Origin of the sequence: Cupriavidus sp. UME77 (genome assembly GCF_014170355.1) — a bacterium.
GTDB classification, from domain to species: domain Bacteria; phylum Pseudomonadota; class Gammaproteobacteria; order Burkholderiales; family Burkholderiaceae; genus Cupriavidus; species Cupriavidus basilensis.
This window is the reverse complement of record NZ_LZZU01000035.1, coordinates 69,847-86,520: the sequence shown is the minus strand read 5'-3', so window position 1 is coordinate 86,520 and position 16,674 is coordinate 69,847. Positions and strand designations below refer to the sequence as shown.

Below are 16,674 nucleotides of genomic sequence, written 5' to 3'. Positions count from 1 at the left end.
ACTCCCTCTATGGGGTCAACTCCAATGAGCCCCTGCTGGAACAGCTGCATTTCGAGTCGATCCCGGAGCGCAGCGGCGTCAACGACTGGGAAATCAAGCCACACCGCCACGAACGCTTCTTCCAGGTGCTCTACGTGCACCAGGGCGGCGGCCGCGCGCTGCTCGACGACCGCGAGTACCCCTTGCGCGCGCGCACCGTGGTAACGGTGCCGCCGCGTTGCGTGCATGGTTTTCGGTTTACGCCGGACGTGGATGGCATCGTCATTACCATGACCGACCACTACCTGCACACGTTGCTGGCTGGCGTGCCGGACGCGCTGCCGCTGTTCGAGCGGCCCTACCATGACCCGTTCGGTGACCCGGCCGGCGGCGAGCGCGATGACGCCACCGTGCTTGCCGGGGCGCTGGAACTGTTCCGTGCGGAGATGAACGCAGTATCGCTGTGGCGCGGTGCTGCCTTGTCGGCGCTGCTGTCCTTGTTGCTGGTGGGCATAGCCCGGCGCGCTTGCGGCGCGGGTGCAACCGGGGCGCAGCCGGCGGGCCGGACCGCACGTCATTTTCAGCAGTTCCAACAACTGGTAGAGGCACGTTTTCGGAACCACCAGGATCTGGCTGGCTATGCCGGCACGCTCGGCATCTCGCCCACCCAGCTCAACCGGATCTGCCAGCAGCTTGCCGGCAGGAGCGCGCTGCAGCTGATCCATTCGCGCCTGATCGTGGAAGCGCAGCGCGACTTGCTCTATAGCGATCTAGACATCAAGCAGATCGCCTCGACGCTGGGCTTTGCGGACGCCGCGTATTTCGCGCGCTTCTTTGCGAAGCATGTTGGGCAGACGCCCAGTGCATTCCGCCAGCACGGGCGCGCCCGCCTGCCGGCGCCGCAAGCCGCGCGCTAGCGCCTGGCTTTACAACGAGAAACTGTCGGAACGCGCCAGCGGCCAGTACTTCTCGTACAACTGGTAGCGGAAATTCCCGTTGATCAGGTCCCCCGGCGTGAGGAACTTGAGCAGCTCGGACATCAGCCGCACTTCATTGGGCGAGATGCGCCGCACGATATGGTGCGGCTTGAGATCGCCCGGATGATTCAGGCCAGCTGCCTGCAGGATTTCCAGCAGCGCATGCAGCGTCTGGCGGTGGAAGCTGGCTACGCGATCCGCTTTGTCAGGCACCACGATGGCGCGCTGGCGCACCGGATCCTGCGTGGCCACGCCCACGGGGCAGCGGTCGGTATGGCACTTCTGCGCCTGCACGCACCCGAGCGCAAACATGAAGCCGCGCGCCGAGTTGCACCAGTCGGCGCCGGTGGCCAGCGTGCGCGCCACATCAAAGGCGGTGATGATCTTGCCACTCGCACCAACGCGGATCTTGTCGCGCAGGTTCACACCCACCAGCGTGTTGTGTACCAGCAGCAGCCCTTCCTGCAGCGGTACGCCGATATGGTCGACGAACTCCAGCGGCGCCGCGCCGGTGCCGCCTTCGGCGCCATCCACCACGATGAAGTCCGGCAGGATGCCGGATTCCAGCATGGCCTTGACGATGCCGAAGAATTCCCATGGATGCCCGATGCAAAGCTTGAAGCCCGTGGGCTTGCCACCGGACAGCGTGCGCAGCCGGTCGACGAACTGCAGCAGGCCCAGCGGCGTGGAGAATTCGCTGTGCGTGGCCGGCGAGATGCAGTCCTCGCCCATGGCGATGCCGCGCGTGGCGGCAATTTCCGGCGTCACCTTGGCCGCCGGCAGCACGCCGCCGTGCCCCGGCTTGGCGCCTTGCGAGAGCTTGACCTCGATCATCTTGACCTGCGGCGAGCGCGCTTGCTCGGCGAACTTGTCGGGATCGAAGCCACCGTCCGGGCGGCGGCAGCCGAAGTAGCCGGAGGCCACCTCCCAGATCAGGTCGCCGCCTTCGGCACGGTGATACGGCGAGATGGAGCCTTCGCCGGTATCGTGGATAAAGCCGCCGAGCTTGGCGCCGCGATTGAGCGAGCGGATCGCATTGCCTGACAAAGCGCCAAAGCTCATGGCCGAGACGTTGAAGATCGACAGCGAGTAAGGCTGGGCACGGCCCTCGCCCACGGTAATGCGAAAGTCGGCGGAAGGGATGCGGGTCGGCGCCAGCGAGTGGCTGATCCACTCGTGGCCCGCCAGGCGCACATCGATCTCGGTGCCAAAGGGCCGGCTGTCGACTTCGTTCTTGGCACGCTGGTAGACCAGGCTGCGCTGCTGGCGCGAGAACGGCATCTCGTTGGTGTCGTCCTCGATGAAATACTGGCGGATCTCCGGGCGGATGAACTCGAAGAAGAAGCGCAGGTGGCCCCAGATCGGATAGTTGCGCAGGATGGAGTGGCGCGACTGGCCGATGTCATGCAGGCCAACCAGCAGCAGCACAACGGGCACAGCCAGCCATGCGGGGGAAAGCCGGTGACTGGCGGCAAGCGCCGCAAGAACCAGCAAAGCAAGCGCGGTCAGCCAGACCGCGCCGTAACGACGAGAAAGCATGGGGACTCCTAACTACTTTGGGCCGGCACCTGGCCGGCAACCCCGCGATTATCGCCGTTCCTCGTTACATAGGCTGATACCCGGTTGCAGCGCCCTGCCCGGCGCGCACCTCCGGCTGCTGCTGCGGGGCTTCATCGGCCTGCACCGCGGCGACGATCTGCGCGAAGGCGGCATTGGATTCCGGCATTGGCAACAGCATCCACACGTGGAACATGCCCTCGTACTCGTAATAGCGCAGCGGCAAGCCCTGTTCTTGCGCAAGCGCACGATAAGCGCGGCAGTCCGGCAGCAGGACGTCATGGGTGCCGATGAAGAGCGTCACCGGAGGCAAGCCGCGCAGGCTGCCGTAGATGGGGCTGACCTGCGCAAGCGTGACGGGATCGCCGCCGGCATAGACGCGCCCGCACTCGATGCCGCCGAGCTTCGACAACATCGGATCAAGCGGTTCGAGCTCATCGATGGCCGGGTTGCTGCCGGTGGCATCCAGGAACGGCGACAGCAAGACCAGGCGGCCAGGCAGCGCGCGTCCGGTATCCCGGGCCACTTGCGCCAGCGCGAGCGCCATGCCACCGCCGGCGGAGTCGCCCATGACGGTCAGGCTGGCGGGCGGATTGCCGCGGACCAACTGGTCGTAGAGCGGCAGCAGTCCGGCAAAGACTTCACGGTGGGTATGCTCGGGCGCCAGCGGATAGATCGGCACGGTCACCGTGGCGCCGAGCGCGTCCACCAGCTTGCCGATGAAGTCCCAGTGCTGGCTGACGATATCGAATACGTAGCCGCCGCCATGGAGGTAAAGAATCTGTCTGCCGCTGTCGTTGGCCCGCGGGCGCACGGTGTAGACCTCGACGCCGGCCACAGGTTCCATGCTCACCGCATGGCGCGCCAGCAAGCGCGCCGTGGGATTCGCGCGGCCGATCTTGCGGCGGCGGCGAATTTCCTCGTGCAGCGCCTGCGCGCTGGAAAAACGCTGTTTGCGCCGGACCAGGCGCAAGGCAAGCCGCCACAGGCGGCACTGGATGCTAGGCATGACGATCTCCCGGAATGGTGCGCCGGCTTCATTGGCGGCCGGCTGAGGAACTACGGAAACTGCCAAAACAGCGGGGAAAGCAGGAAAAGCTGGAGCTACGGGCACGGCTGCACATTCGCCGGATACAAAAAAGGAGCCGGCTAGCGGCTCCTTTTCAAGCTGGAAACAGGGCCCCTATCAGGCGGCAGCTGCGTCCTTCAGCTTCTTCAGCGGGCGTACCTTGACCTTGACGCTGGCGGGCTTGGCCGGGAACCAACGCTCTTCACCGGAGAACGGGTCCTTGCCGAAGCGCTTCTTCTTGGCCGGTACTTGCTGAGCCGTGACCTTCATCAGGCCGGGCAGCGTGAATTCGCCGGCGCCCTTCTTGTGCAGCGCGCTGACGATGGTGTTTTCCAGATGGGCCAGCACCGTCTTCACGGCCTTGGCGTCCAGCTGGGTCTGTGCTACCAGGTGAGCGACCAGGCTCGACTTGTTGAAGGTGTCCTTCAGCGGGCGCGGGGTCACCGCGGCAGCCGGAGCAGCCTTCTTGGCCGGCGCGGCCTTCTTGGCAGCAGCCTTTACGGGAGCGGCTTTGGTTGCCGGTGCCTTCTTGGCAGCGGTCTTGGTTGCAGTCTTCGCGGTCGGATTCGCTTTGGTCGCCATATCGATAAATATGAGTTGAACAGAATGATGTCGCACGGGATGTGGCATCCGATGTCGCTCGACGCTTTGTCGATCGACTATCGGCGTGCGGCATCGACTGAATCATAGCGGAAACAACGCGACGTCAAGGGGTTTTCGTGTGTGCGAGTGTAAAAACCGGGGTTTTCCCCGGGGTTTTTTGAGGTTTTGTCTCGTGCGGCCTGCCGTTGTGTCGCGCGGACGCAGCAGTGGATGCGTCCGCGGACTCTATATACAAGGGGTAAACGCGCGATTTCGTCTTTTTTGCCACGCCGCCTGCCGAGCGCGCGCCGACGATTTCAGCTGCCTTCTTGCGCGCCCGGCCCCCTCAGCCGCGCAGCTCTCGCCGCAGGATCTTGCCCGTGACCGTCTTCGGCAACTCGTCGATGATCTCCACCACGCGTGGGTATTTATAGGCTGCCATGCGCTCCTTGCACCAGGCCAGCAGCGCTTCCGGTGTGACGCTGGCCTGCGGTTTCAGGCTGACCACGGCCTTCACCGTCTCGCCGCGATAGGCGTCGGGGATGCCCACCACGGCCGCCTCGCGCACCGCGGGATGCGTATACAAGACGTCTTCCACCTCGCGCGGCCAGACCTTGTAGCCGGCGGCGACGATCATGTCCTTCTTGCGGTCGACGAGGTAGAACCAGCCTTGCGCGTCCATGAAACCAACATCGCCGGTGTGGAAATAGCCGCCCGCCATGGCCTTTGCTGTCTCTTCCGGCTTGTTCCAGTAGCCCGGCACGATCATCGGCCCGCGCGAAATGATCTCGCCGACCTCGCCCACCGGCACCGGCGCGCCCGCATCGTCGCCGATGAAAGAGTCGACGTTGAAGGCGGGAACGCCGATCGCCAGCGTGCCGGAGGCCGGATCCACCGGCGCCTCCCGGCCGAGCGGCACCACGTGAGTGGGCGAGTTGGTCTCGGTCAGGCCGTAGCCGTTGTGGATATAGTGCCCAAACTTGGCGCGGAACTGCTCCACCACGCTCGGCGGGATCGGTGCGCCGCCCGAGTAGATCTTGCCCAGCGTGGCAAAATGCGCGCGGGTCGCCTCGGGATGGTTCATCAGCGCGATGAAGACCGTGATCGAACCGATGGTGAACTCCACCCGCCGGTCGCGGATGGCCTCCAGAACCACGCCCGGCTCGAAACGGCAGGCCAGCACTAGCGGCGCTGCGCAGATGAACGCCGCGGCCACGTGGCCCACCAGTCCGGTGATATGGAACAGCGGCGCCACGCCCAGGATCGGGCCGCCCTCCGCCAAGCCGATCCAGTCGCGGTACACCTGCGCATTGAAAGCAACATTGCCGTGGGTGTTCATCGCGCCCTTGGGCACGCCGGTGGTGCCAGAGGTGTACACCAGCATCGCGATATCGTCTGCCGCGAGCTTGACCGGCGCTGGGCGCTGGCCCAGGTACTCTTGCACCAGCGTCAGCAGATCAGGCACGCCCTCGGCGGGCTGGCGCCGGGCCGCGGCAAACAGGCGCGGATCGGCACGCGTCTGGAAATCCAGCTCGGACGTGGTGATCACCGACGGCAGCGCCAGGGCCGTGGCGGTGTCGCCCTGGCCGCGCCGCTCGGCGTCGAACAGCCCGCTCACCACATCGGCATAGAGCGATTCATGGCAGATCAGTACCTTCGCGCCGGAGTCAGCCAGCACCAGACGCAATTCGCGTGCGCGGTTCATCGGGTTGACCGGCACCGCGATGGCGCCGAGCTTCCACGCGGCAACCAGCCCGATGACGAACTGCGGCACGTTCTGCAGGTACAGCGCAACCCGCTCGCCGCGCGTGCAGCCGCGCGATGATAGCGCTACCGCCAGCGCGTCGGAGAGCGCATCCACCTCGGCATAGCTGAGCGTGGCGTCGAAGTAGTGGATTGCAGGACGGGCCGGCGCGCGGTCCGCGGCGGCCCGGAAAATGGACAACGCGTCGGTAAACTGCGGGGTGATGGTGTGCGGCTGGCCGGCGTTGTAGCTGGAGAGCCAGGGCTTCTCTTCATAGGGCGTCATGAGGCACCTCGATAGGCACGGCGGGTTGTGTCAAGCATAGCGCTTGGTCGAAACGAAGCTGGCGCCGCACAGTGCAAGAGGCCATTGAGGCCTCTGCACCGGACGGCGCCGAGGGCGGACTTTTTGCCTGGCTTACTTGATGACCACCGGGTTGACCGGTGCGCCGCTGCCGCTCACTACCTTGAGCGGTGCTGCCGTATACAGGAAGGTCCACTGCTGATCGTCCGCGCAGTCCGCGGCGAGCGGGTCCAGCTGGGCGATCTCGGTCAGGGTGACGCCCAGGTTGCGCATCAGCGCATTGTGCAGCGGCAAGGCAACGCCCGAGACCGGGTCCACGGTCACCTCGTTGGCAATCGTGTCGGTGACGAGGTTGGGGATCTCCATGCGATGGAACCACTCGACCAGTTCCGGGCTGTAGGTCAGGCCCGGCTCGACGAACTCACGATAGAACTCAGCCTGGTCGCGCTTGTAGAAGGAGCCGATCCAGCCGGTGCGGATCACCAGGATGTCGCGCTTCTCGATGCGCACGCCCTGCATCTCGGCGGCGGCGAGCAAGTCGAGGTGGGTGAAGGTCTCGCCTGGGGCGAGCACGTCCTTGCCACGGTGGCGCGCCATGTCGATCAGCACGCCGCGGCCGACCACGCCGCGCTCCGCGATCGGCAGGATGCTGGCTTTTTCCAGGCCGCCGATGGTCGATTTGGCGTCGTAGCCGTTCCACAGCTGATCACCGTACCAGACATGGCCCAGGGCGTCGTACTGGGTCGAGCCCTGCAGGTACATGATCATCATGTCGTCGGCGTACTCGGCCTCCCCGGGGAACTTCGGGCCCTTGCCGCAAAGATAGTGGCCCTTGTCCATCACGTTGAGGCGGCGCGCCTGCGAACGCCCGGGCCAGACCGGGTCGCCGGCGGGGTTTCCCATCTGGATCTGCAGGGTGAAGGTCTTGCCGGAGCGCACGGAGGCCACGCCGCGCAGCACCTGCGCCGGGGTGAGATAGTTCAGCGATCCGACCTCATCGTCCGGCCCCCATTTGCCCCAGTTCTTCGGTGCATCGCGCAACAACTCGGCTACCAGCGGGACGTTCTTCGATTCCATGCCATGTCTCCTTTTCGGATTGACCCTGAGGGATCGCACTGTGCCGGTCATGTCCGTGGCGCATGGTCGGCCATGCGTGGAGAACATAAATAAGAACGGTCGTGCGTTTTGTTGTGGATCGAGTGTAGGACCTTGCGCAGGAGCATGTCCAGGCATGGAAAACCCGCCGAGGGTTTCAGGGGCCAGCGTCAATCATCCAGCCCGAAGGCCAGCAGCGGCCCGAGCACCAGTGACCCGAGCACGATCATGGACAGGCCGCTGTCCATGTGTTTCCATTCATGCAGCACGGCCCGCGCGTCGACCTGCGCCCAGAACAGAGACACAACGCCGAGCAGGACGACGATCACCGCCGCGGCCAGCGCGATCCCGTCGCGCGTGGCGCGGCGGTGGATTTCGGAAGGGCTATCATTCGAGATGTGCGCGCCTTGCATGGCAAGACTCCTGGAAAACTGTGACGATGACGATCAATGCAATGGCGCCCATTGTGGGGAACCCTGCCTGAACCGATGCTGAGCGCGCCATTCAGCTTGCGTTCAGGCAAGGCACGGCAGACTGCTTCGCTCCCTCAAGGCTTGTTCACAACCGTATTACCCCGCTCGCTCACGCCATTGCCTTCGTTCCGCACCGCATCCCTGCCTCGCGCTCTGTTGCCGTTGCTAGCCGCCTTGCCGCTGCTGCTGGCGGCCCCGGCGCCCGCCCATGCCGACAAGGACGCCGACCGCGCCCGCGCCGCCGTCCAGTCGGGCGAGATCCTGCCGCTCACGCGCATCCTGGAGGCGGTGTCGGCGCAATACACGGGCGATGTGATCGGCGTCAAGCTCGACCGCGACGATGGCGTCTGGCAGTACGAAGTCAAGCTGCTGCTGGCAAGCGGTTCGGTGGCCAAGCTCGAGTACGACGCCAAGACCGCCACCCTGCTCAAGGCCAAGGGGCGCGATCTTGAGCAGGCCCGCAAGAAACCCTGATCCCCCATGCGCCTCCTCCTGGTAGAAGACGAGGCCGTGCTGGCCGCCCAGATCCACGCCAGCCTGGTCGGCGCGGGGTACGCGGTCGATACGGCAGCGCACGGCGTCGATGCCTGGCACCTGGGCGCCGAAGAGCCCTACGATGCCGTGGTGCTCGACCTTGGCCTGCCCGGGCTCGACGGCCTGTCCGTGCTGCGCCGCTGGCGCGCGGCGCAGGTGAACCTGCCGGTGCTGATCCTGACCGCACGCGACAGCTGGACCGACAAGGTGGAAGGCATCGATGCCGGGGCCGACGACTATCTCGCCAAGCCCTTTCGCATGGAAGAGTTGCTGGCCCGCATCCGCGCGCTGATCCGCCGCGCGCATGGCATGTCCGCGCCCGAGCTGGCCTGCGGGCCGGTGCGCCTGAACGCGCGCACGGGCGTGGCGACCGTCGACGGCGCCGCGGTGGTGCTGACCGCCCATGAGTTCAAGGTGCTGGATTACCTGATGCACCACCCGGGCGCGATCATCAGCAAGGCCGTGCTGACCGAGCACATTTATGCGCAGGATTTCGACCGCGACAGCAACACCATCGAAGTCTTTATCGGACGGCTGCGGCGCAAACTCGGCGTGGACGTCATCGAAACCGTGCGCGGACAGGGCTACCGCCTGCGCCCGCCGGCGTCTCCCGATGCCCCCGCAGCCTCCACAAACGCCGCCAGCTGACCCATGCGCCAGTCACTAGCCATCCGCCTGCTCACGGTCGCGGCCATCTGGCTGGCCGCCGCGCTCGGCGGCACCGGCTGGCTGCTCTCCACCCTGTTCGCGCGCCACGTCAACGACACCTATGTGCGCCAGCTCGACAATCAGCTCACCAGCCTCGCCGCCGCGCTGGACTGGAGCGCTGACGGCAAGCTCGCCCTGACCCGCGCCCCGGCCGACCCGCGCTTTGAACTACCCTACTCCGGCGCCTACTGGCAGGCGCAGGCGCCGGGCGCCACGCTGCGCTCGCGCTCGCTCTGGGATGCCGAGATGCCCGCCACGGTGGGCAACAAGGTTGCGGGCAGCCACGCGGAGATCCGGCCCGGGCCCAACGGGCAATCGCTGCTGGTGGTGTCGCGCCCCATCGTGCTGGCGTCGGCCGATACGCCGGTGATGCTGTCGGTGGCGCTGGATCGCACCGAGCTGCGCGCGGCGCGCCAGGCCTTCAACCGGCTGCTGGGCTGGTCGCTCACGGCGCTGGGCGCGGGCCTGCTGCTGGCAGTGGCGGCCCAGGTGAAGTTTGGCCTCGCGCCGCTGGCGCGGCTGCGCCAGGCGCTGGCTACCCTGCAGGCACGCCGCGAGAGCCGCCTGGGCGGCACGTGGCCGTCCGAGGTGGTGCCGCTGGTCACCGAGATCAATACCTTGCTGGCGCGCAACGCCGGTGCGCTGGAGCGCTCGCGGCGCCAGGCCGCCGACCTCGCGCACGCCGTCAAGACGCCCCTGGCCATCCTCGCCAATGAAGCCGAGCGCCTGCCCGGCGAGGCAGCCCGCGCCGCCGCCAGCCAGGTCGAGGCCATGCGCCGGCAGGTGGACCGCCATCTGGCGCGCGCACGGGCGGCAGGGGCAGCAAGCACGCACGGGGCGCGCATCGACGCCGGCCCCGCGGCAGGCGAGCTGGCGCGCGCGCTGACCCGCCTGCACAGCGCCCGCGAGATCGATATCCAGGTGGAGGGCGACGGGCACTTTGCCGGCGACCGCCAGGACCTGATCGAGATCCTGGGCAACCTGCTCGACAACGCCTGCCAATGGGCGCGCTCGCGCGTTCGCGTCAAGCTCGCGGAGCACGGCGGCATGCTTGAGGTCACCGTCGAAGACGACGGGCCGGGCATGCAGGCCGAGGCCCGCGAGCTGGCCACGGCACGCTTTGGACGGCTGGATGAGTCCGCTGCCGGCAGTGGACTGGGCCTGGCCATCGTCAGCGAGATGGCGGCCCTTTATGAGGGTGGGCTGGCGCTAGGCGACAGCGAACTGGGCGGATTGCTGGCCCGCCTGCGCCTGCCGGCTGGCCAGCCGTAAACCAAAAAAGGGCCGGACGAGCCGGCCCCTTCTCCTGCTCCTGCTACCGCATTGCCCGCGTTAGCAGGCCGCCGTCATCTTGAAGATGCCTTGCGCATTGCCGGCATCGAACGACAGATCCAACGTGCCGCCAGCTGCCTCCGTCGCGGGCACGAAATCGCGCGTGATGAACTCGTAGAACGAGCCCGGCACGCTGCGCTTGACCACCACGCCGTCGGCGCCGACAAACCCGCGCTCCACCGGGTCGGCCTTGAATGCCGTCTGCAGGACCCGCCCGGAGCGCGACACTTCCACCGAATCCTTGATCGGGCGGCCCAGGCTGCGCTGCGCGTCCGCCACGGCACGCACATCCGCCACGCGGTCGGTGGCGTGGTTGAAGGCATTGCCCTCGGTGGAAATCCAGGCCATCTCGGCCGATTCCTTCAGCAGCAATTCATAGTCGGCCAGCGCCGGCTCGGCATGTTGGCGGGCAAAGCAGGCTGCCAGTTGCGGCACCAGGCGTGCGGCGTCGGCCATCGGCAGGCACGCATCGCGCTCGAGCAGGGCCAGTTGCGCGACGGCTTCGTCGCCGAGCGGATCGACGGACTTCGACACCACGCGCGACACGGCGGACTGGAAATCGGCGCTGAAACGCTCGGGATGCAGCTCGCTCAGGAAGTACTGGGCGATGTCGTCAGGCAGGTCGGCATGCGCGTAGGAGCGGCCGGTCATGCCGATGCGCTCGAGCGGATAGGTGCCGTTGAGGCGGTAGCCCAGCGGGCCCAGGATGCGCGTGAAAGCGATCTCGCCCGAGGGCAGGCTGCCGCAATCCCACTTCACCGTGCGCAGCGCGCCGTGGTCGAACACCACTTGCCCGCCCGCCTGGATCACGTCGCGGGTATAGGCCATGCCGGTCGGCACGCGCTCGAGAATGCCGGCGAACAGCACCATATTGAGCGCCTGCGCCACTTCGGCACGGCTGGCCAGTTCGCTGGTAGAAGACAGCAGTTGCGGGGAAACATTCATCAATTGCAGCAACTCGGCTGCCTGGGTTTCGCCACAAACGGTCTCGAGGAGGCGTTGCAGATTCGGCTTCGTCATGGTCAATGCGCTGAAATGTGTTTGTTTTCGGGGGATGGCGGGGGCCGACGGCCTCCGGATGGGGCTTATTGTGCGACTGCGGCAGAGTTCGTACAATTGATAACTTCGCACCAACTTCCTTCCAAAAACGCACTATGCGCAAGGGCATACCCAGCCTCACGGCACTCCAGATGTTCGAGGCCGCGGCGCGCCTGGGCAGCTTTACCCGCGCCGCCGACGAGCTGGCGGTGACGGAGAGCGCGGTTTGCAGGCAAATCGCAGGGCTGGAAGCGCGGCTTGGCGTGCCGTTGTTCCACCGCATTCGCAAGCGCATCGTGCTGACGCCGGCTGGCGGGACCTATGCCGAAGAAGTGCGGGAACGGCTCGACCAGATCGAGCAGGTGACGCTGGACGTGATGGCCCAGCGCCCGCGCGGGCGCGCCATCGAGTTGGCCATCGGACCCACCTTTGCCAGCCAGTGGCTGATCCCGCGCCTGCCGCTACTGGCACGCGCCCTGCCCGATCTCACGCTGCATCTCTCGGCGCGCACCGAGGCTTTCGAGCTCAGTGATACCGCGTTCGACGCTGCCATCTACTACGGCGAAGGGCTGTGGCCGGGCACGCAGGGCGAGCGGATCCTGCAGGAAGGCCCGTCGGTGCCGGTGTGCAGCCCCTCCCTGCTGGGGCGCCGCAAGCGCCTGGACCTGGATCAGTTGCTGGAATTGCCGCTGCTGCACCTGAACACCCGCTTGCGCGCATGGAGCGACTGGCTCGCCGCAGCGGGCGCGGCACTGCCGGCGCAGGCCTTGCGCGGCCCGCGCTATGACCTCTACACCATGCTGGCGCAGGCCGCTGCCGCCGGCATCGGCGTGGCGCTGATTCCGCGCATTCTGATCACCGAGGAACTGGCGCAGGGGCGGCTGGTGGTGCCGCTAGCCACGCTGCCGGCGGAGATCGATAATCGCAAGGCCTATTACTACGTCCACCGGCGCGGCCTGCCTCCCGACGACAAGGTCTTGCAACTGCGCGACTGGCTGCTGGAACACGGCGCCCAGATGCCAGGCGCGCCGAAGGTCAATGCGCGTGGGCGCTGACGGCCTCGCGGGTGTCCCGCGCCAGGCCCATGGCGAAAGCCACTTCGGCCACCAGGAACAGCGGCCCGACCAGAAGCCCGGCAAGGTCATCCACAAACGCAGGCTTGCGGCCTTCGTAGTAGTGCCCGACGAACTGGATCAGCCAGCCCGCCACGAACAGGCCGATGCCCCAGGCCAGCCATACGCCGGTGGACAGCGCAGCGATGGCGCCGCCGGCGTAGACGAAGCCAGCCAGGATCACCGTCATCGCCAGCCCGAACCCCGCCGACAGGCGCAGGTAGAACAGGCAAGACAGACCATAAACAACCATCGCCGGCGTCAGGTACGCCGGACCCGCGTCAAGCGGCATGGCCGGGCGGGCCAGCAGCGTGGTCACAGCCAGCACAATCATGGGAATGCCGATGAAATGGCTGAACACATTGCGCGCGTCGCGGTGATAGGCTGCGTAATTGGCCAGGTGGTCGATCAGTGTCTTCACAGGGTCTCCTGCCGGGGCGTCGTTGTAGTTGCGTCGTTGTAGTTGCGCATTTGTGGCCGCGCACTGTGGCTACGCGTTGTGGCCGTATATTAATAGGCAGCAAAAAGCCCGTCTGTCCGGTTTTTGACAGTCGGCACGAGCATCGATCAAGGAGACCCTCATGCGCCTGGCAACCCGTGGCCAGCAGGAGCCGGCCCTGGATCCGCTGCGCGCCTTGCGCGGCGGGAGCTGGTTTGGCGCCTTGCCGGCGGCCATGCAAGACACCCTGCTGCGGGACGCGGCCACGCGCAAGCTGGCGGCAGGCCAGATGCTGTTTACCCGCGGCAACGCCTTTGACGGCATCTACGGCGTGGCTGCCGGCACGGTGCAGATCGACACCCACAGCGAGTCCGGCAAGGCCGCCCTGATCGGCCTGCTGGGGCCGGGCAACTGGTTTGGCGAGCTTTGCCTGTTCGACGGGCTGGCGCGCACCCACGACGCCCATGCCACCAGCGCAGCCACCGTGCTGCACCTGCAGCGCGACAAGCTTTACGCGATGCTGTCGGCGCATCCCGAATGGTGGCGCGAGTTCGGCAAGCTGCTCGCCGCCAAGACGCGCGAGGCCTTTCACTATGTGGAGGAGGCGCAGTTGCTGCCGCCGCTGGCGCGCACCGGCCGCCGGCTGGTGGCCATTGCCCAGGCCTATGGCGACCTGCCCGGGCTGGAGCGCCGCTCCGTGCATATCCCGCAGGAACAACTCGGGCAGATGCTCGGGCTGTCGCGCCAGACCGTCAACCAGGCCCTGCGCGAGCTCGAGGCGCGCGGGCTGTTGCGGCTGCACTATGCCGACATCGAGTTGATCGACCTGCCTGCCTTGTTGGCGCTGACCTGACTGCACCGCCCCGCCCGACCCCGTCAGCCTGCACTGGCAGCGCAAACCAGAGATCCATCGCCATGACCCATTTAGATGACACCCGCCTGCAAGCCTATCTCAGCCGCATCGGCCATCCGCTGCCGAGCCAGCCGGACCTCGCCACGCTCGACAGCCTGATCGCTGCACAACTGACGCGGATTCCCTTTGAAAACGTCGACGTGTTGCTGCAGCGCCGGATCAGGATCGGCCTGGATGCGGTGTTCGACAAGCTGGTCACCAACGCGCGCGGCGGCTACTGCTTCGAGCAAAACACCTTGCTTGCCGCCGTGCTGCGAGCGCTCGGCTACGTGGTCACGCCACTGGCTGCGCGGGTGCGCTGGAACGTGCCGGAAGACGTGCCCACCATGCAATCGCACATGCTGCTGCGGGTGGAGGCCGCGCATCGCAGCTATATCGTGGACGTGGGCTTTGGCGGCCCTACCCCGTACCGCGCCATGGCGCTGCCGCAGGCGGAACAAGCCGATCCGTCGTTCCCGTACCGCCTGTCGTGCGTGGAGGCGACAGGTGCGGCCTTTCACGTGTACGACCTGGAGGTCAAGACCGCAAGCGCATGGCTCAAGCTCTACCAGTTCGATCTGTCGCCGCAGCAGGCCATCGATTTCGAGCCGCGCAACTGGTACACCTCCACCCATCCCGACAGCCTGTTCCGCAACGCCCTGACCCTGGCGCGCTCGCAAGGCGACACCCGGCTGACGCTGATCAACGGCGACTTTGCCGTGCGCGCGGCCGATGGCAGCGTGCAGCGCCAGCAACTGGAGACGCCGGCTGCCATTGTCCAAGCGCTGGGGGATCGCTTCGGGCTCGTGCTGGATCTTGCCAGCGAGGCGCAACTAGCGCAGCGATTGCCCGCGCTGATCGAGGCGCGCGGCAACAGATAGGCATTCGCTTCACCAGGGTTCGGGCAGCAGTTCGAGCCCGGCGGCCCCAAGCAGCGCCGGCAGCCCCGCGTCGCCCACCATGTGCAGGGCGCCGGCCACGATCAGGGTTGGCACGCGATCCGCGACCAGCGCCTGGATTTTCGGCATCCACTGCTGGTTGCGAGCGTCGACCAGGACCGCCAGCGCGTGCGGCCATTGTGCGCGGCGCTGCGCCAGCAGCGCGCCAAACGGCCCGGCCTGCCCTTGCCGCCACCAGCGCACCATATCCGCCGGCTCCGCTGCGGCCAGTTCCGGCTGCTCGGCAAAAAATGCCAGCATCGATACCTGCTCGGCCAGCGGCACGCACTGCAACATCCGCAGCGCCTCGGTGCCATCCTCCAGCGCATCCGTTGCCCGTCCATCGACTGCGGCGCGCGCCCACAAGAACCGATCGACACCATGTTGCGCCAGGATGCCGTGCCTGGCGGCCACCGCGAACTGCAGATGCATCGCGGCGAACACGGGGCGCAGGCGCTCCAGTGCCGGGCCGGGCAGGCCGAAATCCAGCCAAAGCGCCCGCACCTGCGCAAGCGTCGCTGGCTGCAGATGGCGGCTAAGACCATCGCCCTGCGGGAAATACGCCGGCGCGAAGTCCGGCGCCTGGTCCAGCGCCACCTCGAAGACCACCCGCGCCGAAGCGCGGTAGGCGCGCTCCGCGGCTGGCACCAGTGCCAGCAACGGCGCATCCAGCACGTGGATCGCCCCTAGCAGGTAGACCTCGGTATCCTTGATTTGCCAAAGCATGAAACGCTTACCTCGTCCTTTGTGGCCTGTTGCAGGCTGTTATGGCCTGTTCGCCGTTTGTGGGTACGGACATCATGCCGCTGTCTTGCTGACGTCATGCACCGAATGCATTGCCAACAGAAAATTCTCTGATAAGCCGGGCCGGCTGCCGATTTGCTTGTGGACTGAGCCATGCCTCCCAACCATAATGTACCGGCCGGTAGCACTGCGTGAACCGCTGTGCAGAACCCGCACCGGGCCGTGCTGCCAAGATGCAGATTCACCCGCGCCTTTTAAAGATCATCTGGTCCCGCCCCGCGAGGACCAGGACACCAGGAGACACGCATGTCATTGTTCGACCTGACCGGCAAGGTTGCCGTCGTCACCGGCTCTTCACGCGGCATCGGCCGCGCCATCGCGGAGCAGATGGCGGTGCAGGGAGCCAAAGTGGTGATTTCCTCGCGCAAGGCCGAGGCCTGCCAGGAAGTCGTCGATGCCATCAATGCCAAGCATGGCGCCGGCACCGCGATTGCCGTGCCAGCGAATATCTCGTCCAAGGAAGACCTGCAGCGCCTGGTCGACCAGACCAACAGCACGTTCGGCAAGATCGATGTACTGGTTTGCAACGCGGCGTCCAACCCCTACTACGGCCCGATGAGCGGCGTGACCGACGAACAGTTCCGCAAGGTGCTGGACAACAACGTCATCTCCAACCACTGGCTGATCCAGATGGTGGCCCCGCAAATGCTGGAGCGCAAGGACGGTTCGATCATCATCGTGTCGTCCATCGGCGGCCTGCGCGGCTCGCCTACCATCGGCGTGTACAACGTGTCGAAGGCGGCAGACTTCCAGCTGGCGCGCAACCTGGCGGTGGAGTTCGGCCCGAGCAACGTGCGCGTGAACTGCATCGCCCCTGGCCTGATCCGCACCGATTTCGCCAAGGCGCTCTGGGAGGATCCGGAGCGCTACAAGCTGTCGACGCAAGGCGCGCCCCTGCGCCGCATCGGCGAGCCGGTGGAGATTGCCGGCGCCGCGGTGTTCCTGGCCTCCTCGGCCAGCACCTTCATGACCGGCCAGGCCATGGTGGTGGACGGCGGCGTCACGATCTGAGCCGCCGCGCACCTGCTGTTCCCGTTCCGGGCTCGCTCCAGGGCCAGGCGCAAAGCCCGATGCCTGAGGCCTGAGCCGGGGCACTTC

17 protein-coding genes are annotated in these 16,674 nt (G+C 66.5%); 8 read left to right on the top strand and 9 right to left on the bottom strand.

What is annotated here, in order from left to right; genetic code table 11:
• Window positions 1–896 (top strand): helix-turn-helix domain-containing protein (locus tag A9975_RS13735; RefSeq protein ID WP_255503204.1); only part of this gene is annotated, 896 nt, incomplete at its 5' end.
• A gap of 9 nt (window positions 897–905) precedes the next feature.
• Here the strand turns inward: A9975_RS13735 and A9975_RS13730 are convergent.
• The 6 genes from A9975_RS13730 to A9975_RS13705 form a co-directional block, all read right to left on the bottom strand.
• A complete protein-coding gene (locus A9975_RS13730) occupies window positions 906–2,495 on the bottom strand; it encodes an FMN-binding glutamate synthase family protein (protein ID WP_183033254.1) in 1,590 nt (529 codons plus the stop codon).
• 64 nt (window positions 2,496–2,559) lie between these two features.
• Complete coding sequence (locus A9975_RS13725) at window positions 2,560–3,522, bottom strand: alpha/beta hydrolase fold domain-containing protein (RefSeq protein WP_183033253.1); 963 nt, start codon at window positions 3,520–3,522, stop codon at window positions 2,560–2,562.
• Window positions 3,523–3,699: 177 nt separating this feature from the next.
• The gene (locus tag A9975_RS13720) at window positions 3,700–4,164 is read right to left on the bottom strand and encodes an HU family DNA-binding protein (RefSeq protein WP_150984488.1); all 465 of its coding nucleotides are present in this window, start codon (window positions 4,162–4,164) and stop codon (window positions 3,700–3,702) included.
• Between the two features lie 346 nt (window positions 4,165–4,510).
• A complete protein-coding gene (locus A9975_RS13715; RefSeq protein WP_183033252.1) occupies window positions 4,511–6,193 on the bottom strand; it encodes a class I adenylate-forming enzyme family protein in 1,683 nt (560 codons plus the stop codon).
• Window positions 6,194–6,325: 132 nt separating this feature from the next.
• Entirely contained in the window at window positions 6,326–7,288 is a 963-nt protein-coding gene (locus A9975_RS13710; RefSeq protein ID WP_183033251.1) for a cyclase family protein, read from the bottom strand.
• Between the two features lie 188 nt (window positions 7,289–7,476).
• On the bottom strand, window positions 7,477–7,719 hold the full coding sequence (locus tag A9975_RS13705) for a hypothetical protein (RefSeq protein WP_183033250.1): 243 nt from the start codon (window positions 7,717–7,719) through the stop codon (window positions 7,477–7,479).
• 216 nt (window positions 7,720–7,935) lie between these two features.
• On the opposite strand from A9975_RS13705, the gene A9975_RS13700 reads away from it, so the two are divergent.
• The 3 genes from A9975_RS13700 to A9975_RS13690 are packed head-to-tail and all read left to right on the top strand — an operon-like array spanning window position 7,936 to window position 10,293.
• Window positions 7,936–8,253 carry a PepSY domain-containing protein gene (locus A9975_RS13700; protein ID WP_255503203.1) on the top strand — a complete coding sequence of 106 codons (318 nt, stop codon included), beginning with the start codon at window positions 7,936–7,938 and terminating at the stop codon, window positions 8,251–8,253.
• A 6-nt stretch (window positions 8,254–8,259) separates the two neighbouring features.
• A complete protein-coding gene (locus A9975_RS13695) occupies window positions 8,260–8,961 on the top strand; it encodes a response regulator transcription factor (protein WP_183033249.1) in 702 nt (233 codons plus the stop codon).
• 3 nt (window positions 8,962–8,964) lie between these two features.
• A complete protein-coding gene (locus A9975_RS13690; protein ID WP_183033248.1) occupies window positions 8,965–10,293 on the top strand; it encodes a sensor histidine kinase in 1,329 nt (442 codons plus the stop codon).
• Window positions 10,294–10,353: 60 nt separating this feature from the next.
• Here A9975_RS13690 and A9975_RS13685 read toward each other — a convergent pair whose 3' ends face one another.
• Window positions 10,354–11,373, bottom strand: a complete 1,020-nt coding sequence (locus A9975_RS13685; protein WP_183033247.1) for a DUF1338 domain-containing protein — start codon at window positions 11,371–11,373, stop codon at window positions 10,354–10,356.
• Window positions 11,374–11,507: 134 nt separating this feature from the next.
• Between A9975_RS13685 and A9975_RS13680 the strand changes: the two genes are divergently transcribed.
• Window positions 11,508–12,446, top strand: a complete 939-nt coding sequence (locus A9975_RS13680) for a LysR substrate-binding domain-containing protein (RefSeq protein ID WP_183033246.1) — start codon at window positions 11,508–11,510, stop codon at window positions 12,444–12,446.
• Here the strand turns inward: A9975_RS13680 and A9975_RS13675 are convergent.
• Window positions 12,427–12,924, bottom strand: a complete 498-nt coding sequence (locus A9975_RS13675) for an Mpo1-like protein (protein WP_183033245.1) — start codon at window positions 12,922–12,924, stop codon at window positions 12,427–12,429. The two genes, A9975_RS13680 and A9975_RS13675, sit on opposite strands and share 20 nt — an antisense overlap.
• 160 nt (window positions 12,925–13,084) lie before the next feature.
• On the opposite strand from A9975_RS13675, the gene A9975_RS13670 reads away from it, so the two are divergent.
• A complete protein-coding gene (locus A9975_RS13670; protein ID WP_183033244.1) occupies window positions 13,085–13,795 on the top strand; it encodes a Crp/Fnr family transcriptional regulator in 711 nt (236 codons plus the stop codon).
• Window positions 13,796–13,857: 62 nt separating this feature from the next.
• Window positions 13,858–14,715 (top strand): arylamine N-acetyltransferase, encoded by an 858-nt coding sequence (locus A9975_RS13665; RefSeq protein WP_183033243.1) that lies wholly within the window; start codon window positions 13,858–13,860, stop codon window positions 14,713–14,715.
• Between the two features lie 9 nt (window positions 14,716–14,724).
• Here A9975_RS13665 and A9975_RS13660 read toward each other — a convergent pair whose 3' ends face one another.
• Window positions 14,725–15,498: a TraB/GumN family protein gene (locus A9975_RS13660; protein WP_183033242.1), complete on the bottom strand. Its 774-nt coding sequence runs from the start codon at window positions 15,496–15,498 to the stop codon at window positions 14,725–14,727.
• Between the two features lie 324 nt (window positions 15,499–15,822).
• On the opposite strand from A9975_RS13660, the gene A9975_RS13655 reads away from it, so the two are divergent.
• Complete coding sequence (locus A9975_RS13655) at window positions 15,823–16,587, top strand: SDR family oxidoreductase (protein ID WP_006160016.1); 765 nt, start codon at window positions 15,823–15,825, stop codon at window positions 16,585–16,587.
• Window positions 16,588–16,674 lie beyond the last annotated feature (87 nt).

Excerpts from the sequence above, each read along its gene's own strand:
- A9975_RS13730 (WP_183033254.1), bottom strand. The coding sequence starts at position 2,495 with ATGCTTTCTCGTCGTTACGGCGCGGTCTGGCTGACCGCGCTTGCTTTG.
- A9975_RS13725 (WP_183033253.1), bottom strand. The coding sequence starts at position 3,522 with ATGCCTAGCATCCAGTGCCGCCTGTGGCGGCTTGCCTTGCGCCTGGTC.
- A9975_RS13720 (WP_150984488.1), bottom strand. The coding sequence starts at position 4,164 with ATGGCGACCAAAGCGAATCCGACCGCGAAGACTGCAACCAAGACCGCT.
- A9975_RS13715 (WP_183033252.1), bottom strand. The coding sequence starts at position 6,193 with ATGACGCCCTATGAAGAGAAGCCCTGGCTCTCCAGCTACAACGCCGGC.
- A9975_RS13710 (WP_183033251.1), bottom strand. The coding sequence starts at position 7,288 with ATGGAATCGAAGAACGTCCCGCTGGTAGCCGAGTTGTTGCGCGATGCA.
- A9975_RS13705 (WP_183033250.1), bottom strand. The coding sequence starts at position 7,719 with ATGCAAGGCGCGCACATCTCGAATGATAGCCCTTCCGAAATCCACCGC.
- A9975_RS13695 (WP_183033249.1), top strand. The coding sequence starts at position 8,260 with ATGCGCCTCCTCCTGGTAGAAGACGAGGCCGTGCTGGCCGCCCAGATC.
- A9975_RS13690 (WP_183033248.1), top strand. The coding sequence starts at position 8,965 with ATGCGCCAGTCACTAGCCATCCGCCTGCTCACGGTCGCGGCCATCTGG.
- A9975_RS13685 (WP_183033247.1), bottom strand. The coding sequence starts at position 11,373 with ATGACGAAGCCGAATCTGCAACGCCTCCTCGAGACCGTTTGTGGCGAA.
- A9975_RS13680 (WP_183033246.1), top strand. The coding sequence starts at position 11,508 with ATGCGCAAGGGCATACCCAGCCTCACGGCACTCCAGATGTTCGAGGCC.
- A9975_RS13670 (WP_183033244.1), top strand. The coding sequence starts at position 13,085 with ATGCGCCTGGCAACCCGTGGCCAGCAGGAGCCGGCCCTGGATCCGCTG.
- A9975_RS13665 (WP_183033243.1), top strand. The coding sequence starts at position 13,858 with ATGACCCATTTAGATGACACCCGCCTGCAAGCCTATCTCAGCCGCATC.
- A9975_RS13660 (WP_183033242.1), bottom strand. The coding sequence starts at position 15,498 with ATGCTTTGGCAAATCAAGGATACCGAGGTCTACCTGCTAGGGGCGATC.
- A9975_RS13655 (WP_006160016.1), top strand. The coding sequence starts at position 15,823 with ATGTCATTGTTCGACCTGACCGGCAAGGTTGCCGTCGTCACCGGCTCT.